Here is a 13,897-nt window from a genome sequence, read left to right on the forward strand (position 1 = left end):
TGGGCGACGGGTTCTTTTTTCGCCTGTGCAACGGGGGCCGTCCGGCGCGGTTGTTGCGCATCGGTACGGCTCGGGCCGTGGGTCGGCGCAGTGGAGCCAGGCGCGAGTTGCTCGGCCTCGCTTTTACCGAACATCTTCTTGAGTGCTTTGAGCACGGTCATCTCATCGATTGGTTAAGGAATGTACGCCGGCCAGTGTAATGCAAGAAACGGGCGCGGCGTAGTGGGATCGTCAAAGGACCGGCGTGGCGATTGGCCTCTTAGCGCAACCGTTCGGCCAGCCAGGTGCCGATGTCATGAATCTCCTCGGGTAACACTTCGTGGCCCATTGGGTATTCCTGCCATGTCACGGTGACACCATGCTGCTTCAAATACTCTTTTGCGGTCCGGCCCATGGGGTTGAGTACCACTTCGTCGTATTGACCGTGCAGGGCCAGGACCGGAATGCGTTGCTGGCTGGCCGACAATTGCAGTTCATCGCTGAACGTCGGTGCATAAGTAGACAGTGCGATCACGCCGCCCAGTGGCCCCTGCCATTTCACGAAGGCGGTGTGATAGACCACCGCGCCCCCTTGGGAAAAACCGGCGAGGAAAATCCGCGAGGCGTCTATTCCGCTGGCTCGCTGGGTTTCGATCAGGTCGATGACCCGTTGCGCCGAGGCTTCGAGTTGCTGTTCATCAATGGCCCGCGCCGGGCTCAAGGCGCGGATGTCGTACCAACTGGGCATCTCATAGCCGCCGTTGATCGTTACTGGCTGGGTTGGCGCCTGGGGTAGAACGAAACGTGTGGTGAGCAGTTTTTGCTGCAGCATTTCGGCCACTGGCAGGAAATCATAACGATCGGCGCCCAGGCCGTGGAGCCAGATAACGCACGCGTCAACAGTGCCGCTGGGCTCGAGAATCAAGGGGTCGGTCATGGTTGTGCTCCAAATCTGTGCGGGTGCGCCCAATCAGTGCGTGATTACAGTGCGCTCCCGGTGCCTCAGTTAATTAGATGTCGCAAAGTTGAAAGTTTTTGTCTTGACGTGTTTTACATGGCCCAAGCGCAGCGGTCTGGTACGGGCTTTGCTATGGGGTTGCTGAGTGATGATTCTTACGCTGCGCGGTAACACTATCAGTTAGACGCGCCGCATGGGATATCAGAAATCCGGTGATGAATGTTCGCCAGCAGCCGCTACGGGCTTCGCGAACGTGAAGGGCTACAGCCCGTTCGGCCGATTGGTGAGAGATGGGCATGACCACTGTTTACGGACATCCTCATTATTAGACTCATAGCGAAGGTCCAGACGTCGGTTGACCCTAAAAAAAGCCAACAAGGGTCGGCAATGCCTCAAAAGGGTGCGACAGGACTCGAGCTCCGACACAACAAGAGCAAAACTGGAGGTTTGAATGAAGTTACTGAAATCCACCCTGGCAGTCGTGACTGCAGCAGCAGTACTCGGTGTCAGCGGGTTCGCTCAGGCGGGTGCAACCCTGGATGCCGTGCAGAAGAAAGGTTTTGTGCAATGTGGTGTGAGTGATGGCTTGCCGGGTTTCTCGGTGCCTGATTCGACCGGCAAGATCGTCGGTATCGACGCTGACTTCTGCCGTGCCGTTGCCGCTGCGGTATTCGGCGATGCGACCAAGGTCAAGTTCAGCCAGTTGAACGCCAAGGAGCGCTTCACCGCGCTGCAGTCCGGCGAAATCGACATGCTCTCGCGCAACTCCACCATGACCAGTTCCCGTGACGCGGGCATGGGCCTGAAATTCCCAGGCTTCATCACCTACTACGATGGCATCGGCTTCCTGGCCAACAACAAGCTGGGCGTCAAGAGCGCCAAGGAACTGGACGGTGCAACCATCTGCATCCAGGCCGGTACCACCACCGAGCTGAACGTTTCCGACTACTTCCGCGCCAACGGCCTGAAGTACACCCCGATCACCTTCGACACCTCCGATGAAAGCGCCAAGTCGCTGGAATCCGGTCGTTGCGACGTGCTGACCTCCGACAAGTCCCAACTGTTCGCCCAGCGCAGCAAGCTGGCTTCGCCGAAGGACTACGTGGTTCTGCCGGAAACCATTTCCAAGGAGCCCCTGGGTCCGGTCGTGCGTAACGGTGACGACGAGTGGCTGGCCATCGTGCGCTGGACTGGCTACGCACTGCTCAACGCTGAAGAAGCTGGCGTGACCTCGAAGAACGTCGAGGCCGAAGCCAAATCCACCAAGAACCCGGACGTGGCTCGTATGCTCGGCGCTGACGGTGAATACGGCAAAGATCTGAAACTGCCGAAAGACTGGGTCGTGCAGATCGTCAAGCAAGTCGGCAACTACGGTGAAATGTTCGAGCGCAACCTCGGCAAGAGCACTCCGCTGGAAATCGACCGCGGCCTGAACGCTCTGTGGAACGCTGGCGGCATTCAATACGCACCACCAGTGCGCTGATGGTTCTATCACCCGGTGGGCCAACCACCGGGTGATGTTCTGTTCCATTCTTTGCGGGGCACTTCATGCAAAATTCAATCGGCGCACCTAAGCAGAGGCTTAGCCTCAGCGATCCACGAGTGCGTGCGTGGGTATTTCAGATCGTCACCATCGTGGCGGTTATTTCGCTGGGCTGGTTTCTGTTCGATAACACGCAGACCAACCTCGCGCACCGGGGCATCACTTCCGGTTTCGGCTTCCTGGAACGCAGTGCCGGCTTCGGCATTGCCCAACACCTGATCGACTACACCGAAGCGGACAGCTATGCCCGCGTCTTTGTCATCGGGTTGCTCAACACGCTGCTGGTGACGTTCATCGGCGTGATCCTGGCGACCATCCTCGGCTTCATCGTCGGCGTGGCGCGGTTGTCGCAGAACTGGATCATCGCCAAGCTGGCAACCGTCTATGTGGAGGTTTTCCGCAACATCCCGCCACTGCTGCAAATCCTGTTCTGGTACTTTGCCGTGTTCCTGAGCATGCCGGGACCGCGAGCCGCCCATAACTTCGGCGACACCTTCTTTGTCAGCAGCCGCGGCCTGAACATGCCTGCCGCGCTGGTGGCCGAAGGGTTCTGGCCGTTCGTGATCAGCATCGTGCTGGCGATTGTCGCCATCGTGCTCATGGCCCGTTGGGCCAACAAGCGTTTCGAAGCGACCGGTGAACCGTTCCATAAATTCTGGGTCGGCCTGGCGCTGTTCCTGGTGATCCCGGCCTTGAGCGCGCTGCTCTTTGGTGCGCCGGTGCACTGGGAAATGCCGGAGCTCAAGGGTTTCAACTTCGTCGGTGGTTGGGTACTGATTCCTGAACTGCTGGCCTTGACCCTCGCCTTGACCGTCTACACCGCGGCGTTCATCGCCGAGATCGTGCGTTCGGGCATCAAGTCGGTGAGCCATGGCCAGACCGAAGCGGCCCGCTCCCTGGGGCTGCGCAACGGTCCGACCCTGCGCAAGGTGATCATCCCGCAAGCCCTGCGCGTGATCATTCCACCGTTGACCAGCCAATACCTGAACCTGGCGAAAAACTCCTCCCTGGCTGCCGGTATCGGCTACCCGGAAATGGTGTCGTTGTTTGCCGGCACGGTGTTGAACCAGACCGGCCAGGCCATCGAGGTGATCGCGATCACCATGAGTGTGTACCTGGCGATCAGTATCAGCATTTCCTTGCTGATGAACTGGTACAACAAGCGCATTGCGCTGATCGAGCGGTGAGGAAACGCGCATGACGACTCATACTTTCAAACCTGACATGCCCCCGCCGAGCAGTAGCATCGGCGTGGTGGCGTGGATGCGCGCCAACATGTTCTCCAGCTGGCTCAACACGCTGCTGACGTTGTTCGCGTTCTACCTGATCTACCTGATCGTACCGCCGCTGCTGCAATGGGCAATCCTCGATGCCAACTGGGTCGGTACCACTCGCGCCGACTGCACGAAGGAGGGCGCCTGCTGGGTGTTCATCCAGCAGCGCTTCGGCCAGTTCATGTACGGCTACTACCCGGCGGACCTGCGCTGGCGCGTAGACCTGACCGTGTGGGCGGCAGTGCTCGGCGTGGCGCCGCTGTTCATCTCGCGCTTCCCGCGCAAGGCGATCTACGGCCTGAGCTTCCTGGTACTGTACCCGATCATTGCCTGGTGCCTGCTGCACGGTGGCGTTTTCGGTCTGGATGCCGTGGCGACCAGCCAGTGGGGCGGCCTGATGCTGACGTTGGTGATCGCCACCGTCGGTATCGTCGGCGCACTGCCGCTGGGCATCGTCCTGGCCCTGGGCCGGCGTTCGAACATGCCGGCGATCCGTGTGGTCTGCGTGACCTTCATCGAGTTCTGGCGCGGTGTGCCGTTGATCACGGTGCTGTTCATGTCGTCGGTGATGCTGCCGCTGTTCCTGCCCGAAGGCATGAACTTCGACAAGCTGCTGCGAGCACTGATCGGGGTGATCCTGTTCCAGTCGGCCTACGTGGCCGAAGTGGTGCGCGGCGGCCTGCAAGCCATTCCCAAGGGCCAGTACGAAGCGGCCGCGGCGATGGGCCTGGGGTACTGGCGCAGCATGGGCCTGGTGATTCTGCCGCAAGCCCTGAAGCTGGTGATCCCGGGTATCGTCAACACCTTCATTGCGTTGTTCAAGGACACGAGCCTGGTGATCATCATCGGCCTGTTCGACCTGCTCAACAGCGTGAAACAAGCTGCCGCCGACCCGAAATGGCTGGGCATGGCCACTGAAGGCTATGTGTTCGCCGCCCTGGTGTTCTGGATTTTCTGTTTTGGTATGTCCCGCTATTCCATGCATTTGGAACGCAAGCTGGACACTGGCCACAAGCGTTAGGAGCGTAGTTTATGAGTGAAGCGATCAAACAGCCTGTGAGCCCTGAAGGCATTATTCAGATGCAGGGCGTCAACAAGTGGTACGGCCAGTTCCACGTGTTGAAAGACATCAACCTGAACGTCAAGCAGGGCGAGCGTATCGTGCTGTGCGGCCCGTCGGGCTCCGGTAAGTCCACCACCATCCGCTGCCTCAACCGCCTGGAAGAGCACCAGCAGGGTCGCATTGTGGTCGACGGCGTGGAACTGACCAACGACCTCAAGCAGATCGAAGCGATCCGCCGTGAAGTCGGCATGGTGTTCCAGCACTTCAACCTGTTCCCGCACCTGACCATCCTGCAGAACTGCACCCTGGCGCCGATGTGGGTACGCAAGATGCCCAAGCGCAAGGCCGAGGAAATCGCCATGCATTACCTGGAGCGCGTGCGCATTCCAGAGCAGGCGAACAAGTATCCGGGCCAGCTCTCCGGCGGTCAGCAACAGCGTGTGGCTATCGCCCGTGCCCTGTGCATGAAACCGAAAATCATGCTGTTCGACGAGCCGACCTCGGCCCTCGACCCGGAAATGGTGAAAGAGGTGCTGGACACCATGATCGGCCTGGCCGAAGACGGCATGACCATGCTCTGCGTGACCCACGAAATGGGCTTCGCCCGCACCGTGGCCAACCGCGTGATCTTCATGGACAAGGGTGAAATCGTCGAACAGGCCGCGCCGAACGACTTCTTCGACAACCCGCAGAACGACCGCACCAAGCTGTTCCTGAGCCAGATTCTGCATTGATCCAGTCTTAGGCAGTGAAATAAACCCGGACGTGTTCCGGGTTTATTTTTGTGCATCGGTGCTCAGGAAACCGTGAGGGTCTCGTGTTCCTTGTGCACCGTCGTTTTGAATTGCCGCAAGTCTGCGTCTTCAGCGAAGGCATGGACATCGGCAAGCAAATGCGGATAGCGATCAAGCAGGCGCATCAGCAAGATCAACGCCTTGGGTGGCACTACCTCGCCGCGCTCGTAGCGGGAAAACGCATTGTGTCCACCGCCCGATAGCAGCAGTACCGCTTCCTTTTGCGATAGATGCAGTTTGCGCCGGACACGTTTGATCTCTTCGCCGATCATTCGCCTGGCCGCGTTGACCAGCTCATCACCTGCGTGGTCGTAGCGATCCGAGCAGCTTGAATCGAGCTCGACTTCGCCGCACATCTGACATTCCCAGCCAGACAAGTCATCGACCCGGCGTTCCAGTCCCTTGACGCTCATGGTTTCGCCGCGACCTTCGAAATGCAACATGCCTTCCGGGGCACCACAGCTGAAGCATTGCTGGTGTTTCATGAGTTTTTCTCCTTGAAGGAAATGACCGGTGGGCCTCCGCTGGGGCGGTACGTCACCTTCAGGTAAATCTGCAGACCGTGTGAATTGGCGTGGTAGACGTCATGCCAGACTCGATGATCGTCATAGGTGGTCATCGATTTGTAGAACTGTTTTCGCTCAAGCCCATGGATGACCTGCTGCATGTCCGAGACGTTTAAACCGAGCGTCCGAGCAGTGTTCTTCGCAGTGCTGGTGAAAGCTTTCCCTTTAAGCCGCCTGACATCTGCCTGTATCGCCGCCAAGGCGTAGTGGGGTGTGTTCTTTTCCATAGAACGGCGTGCCTTGTCCTTAAAATTACCCTCAAAGGGTAATTTTGACTAATCGAAAATATCGTTTCTTTACCTCCCGTTGACCCTAGGCGGTTGCCGTCCTACGCGAAGCTGACTAACATGTCAGAAAATTCATCCTATGATTGGATGAAAGGGTGAGCTCCATGTCAGACATTTCTCCATTAATTAAGCGGTCCTTGGTCGATCAAGCCCTGGACCAACTGCGCCAGCGCATCAGTGATGGCGTGTGGGTCGTGGGCCAGCGTTTGCCCACCGAGCCCGAGTTGGTGGCCGAGCTGGGTATCAGCCGCAATACCGTGCGCGAAGCCATGCGCGTGCTGGCGTTTTCCGGGCTGATCGAGATCCGCCAGGGCGACGGCAGTTATGTACGGGCGACGGTGGACCCGCTCGATACCCTCAAGGTGCTGTCGCGCTGTTCGCTGGACCAGGCCCGGGAAACCCGGCATATCCTCGAAGTCGAGGCCATTGGCCTGGCCGCGCTGCGGCGCACCGAGGAAGACTTGCTGGCCTTGCGCAAGGCGCTCCAGGCCAGTGGCGAGCATTACCACGGCGACCTGGAGCATTACATCACCTGCGACCTGGTGTTCCACCGCCTGCTGGTGGATGCCGCGCACAATCCAACGCTCAGCGAGCTTTATCGTTACTTTTCCAGCGTGATCGGCGCGCAGTTGCGCCACAGCCTCAATATCGTGCCGCGCCATCAGCATGTGTTCGACCTGCACGTCGACATTCTCGAAGCGGTCGAACGCCAAGACGCGGAGCAGGCCAAGGCCCTGTGCCGGCAGTTGATCAATGAACCCTGAACCCGAGCTTTCCATGTCCCGCGATCTGCTTGACCCTGCCACCTCGACGGCGTGCAAACGTGCCGCCGAACTCGAAGAACTGTTGATCGATGCCGAGGCTGACGATGAACAGGCCCAGCAACGCCATCCTCTGGTGCGCCGGCCCTGGCTGTTGCTGCTCGGGCTGATCCTGGTGGCGCTGAACTTGCGCCCGGCGTTGTCGAGCATGGCGCCGCTGCTCAGCGAAGTGTCAAGAAGCCTTGGCCTGTCGGCTGCCCAGGCCGGTTTGCTGACTACGTTGCCAGTGCTTTGCCTGGGCCTGTTCGCGCCGCTGGCGCCGGTGCTGGCGCGGCGCTTCGGGGCCGAGCGTGTGGTGCTGGGGATCTTGCTGACACTGGCGGGCGGGATTGTCCTGCGCAGTGCGTTCGGTCAGGTTGGGCTGTTCGCCGGCAGTATCCTGGCCGGTGCGAGCATCGGTGTGATCGGCGTGCTGCTGCCGGGCATCGTCAAGCGCGACTTCGCCAAGCAGGCCGGCGCCATGACCGGTGTCTACACCATGGCGCTGTGCCTGGGCGCGGCGCTGGCGGCCGGGGCGACAGTGCCGTTGAGCGAACACCTTGGCCACAACTGGGCCTTGGGCCTGGGGTTCTGGGTGGTCCCGGCGCTGTTGGCCGCGGTGTTCTGGTTGCCGCAAGTGGGCGAGAAACACGGCGCCCATCAGGTGGCGTACCGGGTCCGCGGCTTGCTGCGTGATCCCCTGGCCTGGCAAGTGACCTTGTACATGGGGCTGCAATCGTCCCTGGCCTATATCGTCTTTGGCTGGCTGCCCTCGATCCTGATTGGACGTGGCCTGACCCCGACCCAGGCCGGGCTCGTGCTGTCCGGCTCGGTCATCGTGCAATTGATCAGTTCCCTCGCGGCGCCCTGGCTGGCAACGCGTGGCAAGGACCAGCGCCTGGCCATTGTGATCGTCATGCTCATGACCTTGGGCGGGCTGTTTGGTTGCCTCTATGCCCCTATCGATGGCTTGTGGGGCTGGGCGATATTGCTGGGCTTGGGGCAGGGCGCGACGTTCAGCCTGGCGCTCACGCTGATCGTGTTGCGTTCCCGGGATGCCCATGTGGCCGCCAACCTGTCCAGCATGGCCCAGGGCTTCGGCTATACGCTGGCGTCGCTGGGGCCCTTCGCCGTGGGGGTGGTCCATGACTTGACCGGGGGCTGGAATGCCCTCGGCTGGATCTTCGGCCTGGTTGGCCTGGGGGCGATCATCGCGGGCATCGGCGCAGGCCGGGCGCTGTACGTCGGGGTCGAGAGCGAAAGAGTCACCGACCTTCGTTGATATCATTTTCATGGCGAATGACGATAGTTTTCCCCGCGTTGGCAGATTATCGTGCAGGCCTACTGAAACGTTTTTCGGAGCCGGTCCATGAGTGATGCCCACAACGCCTTGATCACCCGTTTTTATCAGGCCTTCCAGCGCCTGGACGCCGACGCCATGAGCGCCTGCTACACCGACGACGTGCTGTTCAGCGATCCGGCGTTTGGCGAGCTGCGCGGGCGCGATGCCGGCGACATGTGGCGCATGTTGACGACCCGGGCCAAGGACTTTTCCCTGACCTTCGATAACGTGCGCAGCGACGAGCGTACCGGCGGTGCTCACTGGGTGGCGACGTACCTGTTCAGCCAGACCGGCAACATCGTGATCAACGACATCCAGGCGCGCTTCGTGTTTCGCGATGGCAAGATCTGCGAGCACCATGACAGCTTCGATCTGTGGCGCTGGTCCCGCCAGGCGTTGGGCACCAAGGGCCTGCTGCTGGGGTGGACGCCGTTGGTGCGCAACGCCGTCAGGGCCCAGGCGCTGAAGGGGTTGCGGGCGTTCCAGGGCAGTCGCTGATAAGATTGCGGCTTGTCTTTGCCCACCTGTTGACCATCTTGTGACGACCGCCGACCTCTCTCCCGATCTGCCTGCGCAAGGCCCCGCCGAAGCGGACAAACCCTGGTTCGTCTACTTGGTACGGGCCGCCAATGGTTCGCTGTACTGCGGCATCAGTGATGATCCGGTGCGGCGTTTCGCCAAGCATCAAAGCGGCAAGGGCGCGCGCTTTTTCCTGTCCAGCCCGGCAGTGGCCCTGGTGTATACCGAGGCCTGTCGTGACAAGGGCGAGGCCCTGCGCCAGGAGCGACTGATCAAAAAGCTCAAGAAAAGCGCCAAGGAATGCCTGGTGGCCAGTGCGCTGTCGCTTCATCAGCCTGGCTGATAGGCCTTTATCAGGCCGGTAGGCTGGCCCGGTCAGTCGCGCTAAGCTGCAAGACTTCATTCCTGCAGTGGCGAGTCTCATGTCAGAGCTGATTCTTCATCATTACCCAACGTCTCCTTTCGCGGAAAAAGCCCGGCTGTTGCTGGGCTTCAAGGGCCTGTCCTGGCGTTCGGCGAGCATTCCGCCAATGATGCCCAAGCCTGACCTGACGGCGCTGACGGGCGGCTATCGCAAGACGCCGGTATTGCAGATCGGCGCGGACATCTATTGCGATACGTCCCTGATCGCCCGTCGGCTGGAGCAGGAAAAAGCCTCGCCGGCCCTGTTCCCCGAAGGCCGGGAAATGCTGGCTGCGTCCTTTGCCGCCTGGGCCGATTCGGTGGTGTTTCAGCACGCGGTGAGCCTGGTGTTCCAGCCTGAGTCGGTGGCGGTGCGTTTCGCCAAGCTATCGCCTGAAGCCATCAAGGCGTTCATCAGCGACCGCGCCGGGCTGTTCAGTGGCGGCACGACCACGCGCTTGCCTGCCGATCAGGCCAAGCACCAGTGGCCGACGATCATGGCGCGCCTGGAGCAGCAGTTGCAGCGCGAGGAGGGCGATTTCCTGTTGGGTGAACCGTCGATTGCCGACTTCGCCATGGCCCATCCGCTGTGGTTCCTCAAGGCCACCCCGGTGACCTCGCCGCTGGTGGACGCGTATCCGGCTGTTTCGGCATGGTTGGCACGGGTGCTGGGTTTCGGCCATGGCGCGTCGAGCCAGATAAGTGCCGAAGAAGCCTTGGACGTTGCCCGCAACGCGACACCGGCAGCGCTGCCGGATGAGTCGTTCGAAGAGCCGAACGGCTTCACGGCAGGGCAGCAGGTGACCATCGCCGCGACGGACTATGGCGTTGATCCGGTAGTCGGGGAGTTATTGTTTGCGGGCAGCGAAGAATTGATTCTGCGTCGCGAAGATGAGCGTGGCGGGGTGGTGCATGTGCACTTTCCGCGGTTCGGGTTTCGGATCGAGGCTCGCTGAGCGACGAACGACCTGTGGGAGCGAGCTTGCTCGCGATGGCGGCGACACATCCGACATTGATGCAAGCTGACCCATCGCTATCGCGAGCAAGCTCGCTCCCACAGGGGATTTGCCACGATGACTAGATGGCAGACAACGCCTTGAGAATATTCTCCGGCTCGTACCCACGAATCAACGTGCCATTCACATCAAGGATCGGAATCCCCCGGCCACCCAACGCCTCGTAGGCCTTGCGCGCCTCGGTGTCCTTCTCGATATCGAACTCGCGAAACGGCACGCCTTTTTCATCCAGGAACCGTCGTGTGGCCTTGCAGTAGCCGCACCAGTCAGTGGCATACAGCACGACCCGAGCATGGGTTCGGACCTGCTCGGAAACCATCTGTGATGGGTTGAACACCCGCTCGATCTTGCCCCAGTTCTGGTACGCCACCACTACCAGCAGAATCAGCAGAAACTTCTTCAGCACCCTACCGAGCATCAATTACGCCGCTTGAGCTGGTCGGTCAGCGAGGTCGGCAATCCCTTGATGATCAACGTACCGGCTTCCTCGTCATACTCGATCTTGGAGCCCAGCAAGTGCGCTTCGAAGCTGATGGACAAGCCTTCGGCGCGACCGGTGAAGCGGCGGAACTGGTTGAGGGTTCGTTTATCCGCCGGGATTTCCGGCGACAACCCGTAGTCCTTGTTGCGGATGTGGTCGTAGAAGGCTTTCGGGCGATCTTCGTCGATCAACTCGGACAGTTCTTCCAGGCCCATGGGCTCGCCGAGCTTGGCCTGACTGCTGGCGTAGTCCACCAGGGTCTTGGTTTTTTCCCGGGCATCGTCTTCCGGCAAGTCTTCGCTTTCGACGAAGTCGCTGAAGGCCTTGAGCAGGGTCCGGGTCTCGCCGGGGCCGTCGACGCCTTCCTGGCAGCCGATGAAGTCGCGGAAGTACTCCGAGACCTTCTTGCCGTTCTTGCCCTTGATAAACGAAATGTACTGTTTCGATTGTTTGTTGTTCTGCCATTCCGACACGTTGATCCGCGCCGCCAGGTGCAACTGGCCCAGGTCCAGGTGGCGGGATGGGGTCACGTCCAGTTCATCGGTCACCGCCACGCCTTCGCTGTGGTGCAGCAGGGCGATGGCCAGGTAGTCGGTCATGCCCTGCTGGTAATGCGCGAACAACACGTGGCCGCCCACCGACAGGTTGGACTCTTCCATCAGTTTTTGCAGGTGTTCCACCGCCACTCGACTGAACGCGGTGAAATCCTTCCCGCCATCCAGGTACTCCTTCAGCCAGCCGCTGAACGGATGTGCCCCGGACTCGGCATGGAAAAACCCCCAGGCCTTGCCTTGCTTGGCGTTATAGCTTTCGTTGAGGTCGGCGAGCATGTTCTCGATGGCCGTGGACTCTGCCAGTTCGGAGTCGCGGGCATGGAGCACCGCAGGGGTGCCGTCGGGTTTTTTGTCGATCAGGTGGACGATGCAATGACGGATCGGCATGGATTTCTCGGCTGATGAAAGAGAGGAGGGCGTGCTCCCCGAAAAAGGCCCAGTGTACCGCAATCACTGGTTTTGGAACCCGGCAAAGGCCCTTTCAGGCCCGTCCGACTGCCTATATGCATTTTTTTAACGTTTTAGCGCAAGAAAGCTGACCAAATGGGTAGCTAGAGGCGGATATTTCAGAGGCGTTGTGCTAGTTTTGCCCGGTCTTACGCGAAGTCACTGCGTTAAGCGTGCATTCAGCATCTGTCAGGTCGAACCAAACCCGGTTTTCGGCATCTATTACCCCGATCCGTCGTGGTGATTGCCGAGGGTGCCTGATCCAGAGAGATCGGGCTCGATGGCTGACACTGCACTCTGCAATCCATATGAATTTGATAGGGAAGGAACACTACATGGCTCTTACTAAAGACCAACTGATCGCTGACATCGCTGAAGCTATCGACGCGCCAAAAACCACCGCGCGTAACGCTTTGGACCAACTGGGCCAAATCGTTGCCGATCAGCTGGAAAACGGCGGCGAAATCACTCTGCCAGGTATCGGCAAGCTGAAAGTCACCGAGCGTCCTGCCCGTACCGGCCGTAACCCTTCGACTGGCGCTGCCATCGAAATCGCTGCCAAGAAAGTGATCAAGCTGGTTGTGGCCAAAGGCCTGACCGACGCGGTCAACAAGTAAGATCGCTGTAAAAAAAACCGTGCCTCGGAGCGATCCGGGCACGGTTTTTTATTGCCTTGGGAAACCGCCCGTAGGAGCTGTCGAGCGGAGCGAGGCTGCGATCTTTCCCCTGGCTGTTAAATTTCAAGCGAAAGATCAAAAGATCGCAGCCTCGCTTCGCTCGGCAGCTCCTACGCTAGCGCAATGTCCTTCTAATCTTTGCGAACCCAGCGCGCCTGGCGCCAGGCCTGTTGCTGCACCTCGGTCTGGAAGGTCCAGGCCACGAAACGACTCTGCTTCTGGCCCTGGGACATCTCCACCACGTGGCTGTGCAGCGCCCCGGCCTTTTTCAGCGCGGCCTGAATCGCCGGCAGGTTCGACGCCTTCGACACCAGGGTGCTGAACCACAGCACTTGGTTGGCCAGTTGTGCGCTTTCGCTGATCAATTGCGTGACGAACCGGGCTTCCCCACCCTCGCACCACAACTCCGCAGCCTGGCCGCCAAAATTCAGCACCGGCAGCTTGCGTTTCGGATCGGCCTTGCCCAACGCACGCCACTTGCGCTGGCTACCCTTGGTGGCTTCTTCCAGGGACGCATGGAACGGTGGGTTGCACATCGTCAGGTCGAACCGTTCGCCATCCTCCAGCAGACCCAGGAGGATCTGCTTGCGGTTGGCTTGCTGGCGCAACTGGATGGCCTTGCTCAAGCCGTTGGATTGGACGATGGCCTTGGCCGAGGCAATGGCGGTCGGGTCGATCTCCGAGCCCAGGAAGTGCCAGCGGTAGTCGCTGTAGCCGATCAACGGATAGACGCAGTTGGCGCCGGTGCCGATGTCCAGCACCTTCACCGCCGCTCCCCGAGGAATTTCGCCGTCGTTATGACTGGCGAGCAGATCGGCGAGGAAGTGCACATAGTCCGCGCGACCAGGCACCGGCGGGCACAGATAGTCGGCCGGGATATCCCAGTGGGCGATGCCGTAAAAGGATTTGAGCAGCGCCCGATTGAACACCCGCACGGCTTCGGGGCTGGCGAAGTCGATGCTTTCCTTGCCGTAGGGGTTGATGATCACGAACTTGGCCAGCTCTGGCGTGGACTTGATCAACGCCGGGAAGTCGTAGCGGCCCTGGTGGCGGTTGCGCGGGTGGAGGCTGGCCTTCTCCCGCGGCACCACAGGTTTGGCCTCGATGGCGGGCTTGGGCTTCTGGCGGACAGGTTTTGGGGCGCGAGGGGCAGTCATGGGCGGGTCGATTCGGGGTGGCTCAAAAAGTGGCGGGT

Annotated in this window: 16 protein-coding genes and 1 pseudogene; 10 read left to right on the top strand and 7 right to left on the bottom strand. The window is 60.2% G+C overall.

All coding sequences use genetic code 11. The features are described from left to right. Nucleotides 1–161: pseudogene (locus J4E53_RS26315) on the bottom strand (ATP-dependent RNA helicase RhlB); the annotation flags it as partial. Nucleotides 162–259: 98 nt separating this feature from the next. Further along, on the bottom strand, nt 260–916 hold the full coding sequence (locus J4E53_RS26320) for an alpha/beta hydrolase (RefSeq protein WP_103310275.1): 657 nt from the start codon (nt 914–916) through the stop codon (nt 260–262). 472 nt (nt 917–1,388) lie between these two features. On the opposite strand from J4E53_RS26320, the gene J4E53_RS26325 reads away from it, so the two are divergent. The 4 genes from J4E53_RS26325 to J4E53_RS26340 all read left to right on the top strand — a co-directional run bounded on the left by J4E53_RS26325 (nt 1,389) and on the right by J4E53_RS26340 (nt 5,551). Then, entirely contained in the window at nt 1,389–2,420 is a 1,032-nt protein-coding gene (locus J4E53_RS26325; RefSeq protein ID WP_060740792.1) for an amino acid ABC transporter substrate-binding protein, read from the top strand. Nucleotides 2,421–2,485: 65 nt separating this feature from the next. Next, nucleotides 2,486–3,667 carry an amino acid ABC transporter permease gene (locus J4E53_RS26330; RefSeq protein WP_060740793.1) on the top strand — a complete coding sequence of 394 codons (1,182 nt, stop codon included), beginning with the start codon at nt 2,486–2,488 and terminating at the stop codon, nt 3,665–3,667. A 10-nt stretch (nt 3,668–3,677) separates the two neighbouring features. Beyond that, a complete protein-coding gene (locus tag J4E53_RS26335) occupies nt 3,678–4,775 on the top strand; it encodes an amino acid ABC transporter permease (protein WP_060740794.1) in 1,098 nt (365 codons plus the stop codon). An 11-nt stretch (nt 4,776–4,786) separates the two neighbouring features. Next, the gene (locus J4E53_RS26340) at nt 4,787–5,551 is read left to right on the top strand and encodes an amino acid ABC transporter ATP-binding protein (RefSeq protein WP_003205299.1); all 765 of its coding nucleotides are present in this window, start codon (nt 4,787–4,789) and stop codon (nt 5,549–5,551) included. A gap of 62 nt (nt 5,552–5,613) precedes the next feature. Here J4E53_RS26340 and J4E53_RS26345 read toward each other — a convergent pair whose 3' ends face one another. Beyond that, nucleotides 5,614–6,096, bottom strand: a complete 483-nt coding sequence (locus tag J4E53_RS26345) for a type II toxin-antitoxin system MqsA family antitoxin (RefSeq protein ID WP_060740795.1) — start codon at nt 6,094–6,096, stop codon at nt 5,614–5,616. Continuing rightward, a complete protein-coding gene (locus J4E53_RS26350) occupies nt 6,093–6,404 on the bottom strand; it encodes a type II toxin-antitoxin system MqsR family toxin (protein WP_053213349.1) in 312 nt (103 codons plus the stop codon). Before J4E53_RS26350 ends, J4E53_RS26345 begins: the two co-directional genes overlap by 4 nt. 164 nt (nt 6,405–6,568) lie before the next feature. On the opposite strand from J4E53_RS26350, the gene J4E53_RS26355 reads away from it, so the two are divergent. From J4E53_RS26355 to J4E53_RS26375, 5 genes are all read left to right on the top strand, one after another. Continuing rightward, nucleotides 6,569–7,228, top strand: coding sequence for a FadR/GntR family transcriptional regulator (locus J4E53_RS26355; RefSeq protein WP_060740796.1), 660 nt, complete (start codon nt 6,569–6,571; stop codon nt 7,226–7,228). Next, entirely contained in the window at nt 7,218–8,546 is a 1,329-nt protein-coding gene (locus J4E53_RS26360) for a CynX/NimT family MFS transporter (RefSeq protein WP_060740797.1), read from the top strand. The genes J4E53_RS26355 and J4E53_RS26360 overlap by 11 nt, the downstream gene beginning before the upstream one ends. A gap of 87 nt (nt 8,547–8,633) precedes the next feature. After that, the gene (locus tag J4E53_RS26365) at nt 8,634–9,104 is read left to right on the top strand and encodes a nuclear transport factor 2 family protein (protein ID WP_060740798.1); all 471 of its coding nucleotides are present in this window, start codon (nt 8,634–8,636) and stop codon (nt 9,102–9,104) included. Between the two features lie 40 nt (nt 9,105–9,144). After that, nucleotides 9,145–9,468, top strand: a complete 324-nt coding sequence (locus J4E53_RS26370; RefSeq protein ID WP_060740799.1) for a GIY-YIG nuclease family protein — start codon at nt 9,145–9,147, stop codon at nt 9,466–9,468. A gap of 79 nt (nt 9,469–9,547) precedes the next feature. Beyond that, nucleotides 9,548–10,483, top strand: coding sequence for a glutathione S-transferase family protein (locus J4E53_RS26375; protein ID WP_103310277.1), 936 nt, complete (start codon nt 9,548–9,550; stop codon nt 10,481–10,483). Between the two features lie 121 nt (nt 10,484–10,604). On the opposite strand, the gene J4E53_RS26380 is transcribed toward J4E53_RS26375, so the two are convergent. After that, nucleotides 10,605–10,961 (bottom strand): glutaredoxin family protein, encoded by a 357-nt coding sequence (locus tag J4E53_RS26380; protein WP_060740801.1) that lies wholly within the window; start codon nt 10,959–10,961, stop codon nt 10,605–10,607. Continuing rightward, entirely contained in the window at nt 10,961–11,965 is a 1,005-nt protein-coding gene (gene yejK, locus J4E53_RS26385; RefSeq protein WP_014340016.1) for a nucleoid-associated protein YejK, read from the bottom strand. Before yejK ends, J4E53_RS26380 begins: the two co-directional genes overlap by 1 nt. Before the next feature lie 395 nt (nt 11,966–12,360). On the opposite strand from yejK, the gene J4E53_RS26390 reads away from it, so the two are divergent. After that, nucleotides 12,361–12,642 (top strand): HU family DNA-binding protein, encoded by a 282-nt coding sequence (locus J4E53_RS26390; RefSeq protein ID WP_007905514.1) that lies wholly within the window; start codon nt 12,361–12,363, stop codon nt 12,640–12,642. Nucleotides 12,643–12,833: 191 nt separating this feature from the next. Here the strand turns inward: J4E53_RS26390 and rlmF are convergent, their stop codons facing one another. Next, nucleotides 12,834–13,859, bottom strand: a complete 1,026-nt coding sequence (rlmF, locus tag J4E53_RS26395) for a 23S rRNA (adenine(1618)-N(6))-methyltransferase RlmF (protein ID WP_103310278.1) — start codon at nt 13,857–13,859, stop codon at nt 12,834–12,836. Between the last annotated feature and the right edge of the window lie 38 nt (nt 13,860–13,897).

The sequence above is a fragment of the Pseudomonas sp. FW305-28 genome (assembly GCF_017351395.1).
Lineage (GTDB): Bacteria > Pseudomonadota > Gammaproteobacteria > Pseudomonadales > Pseudomonadaceae > Aquipseudomonas > Aquipseudomonas fluorescens_AA.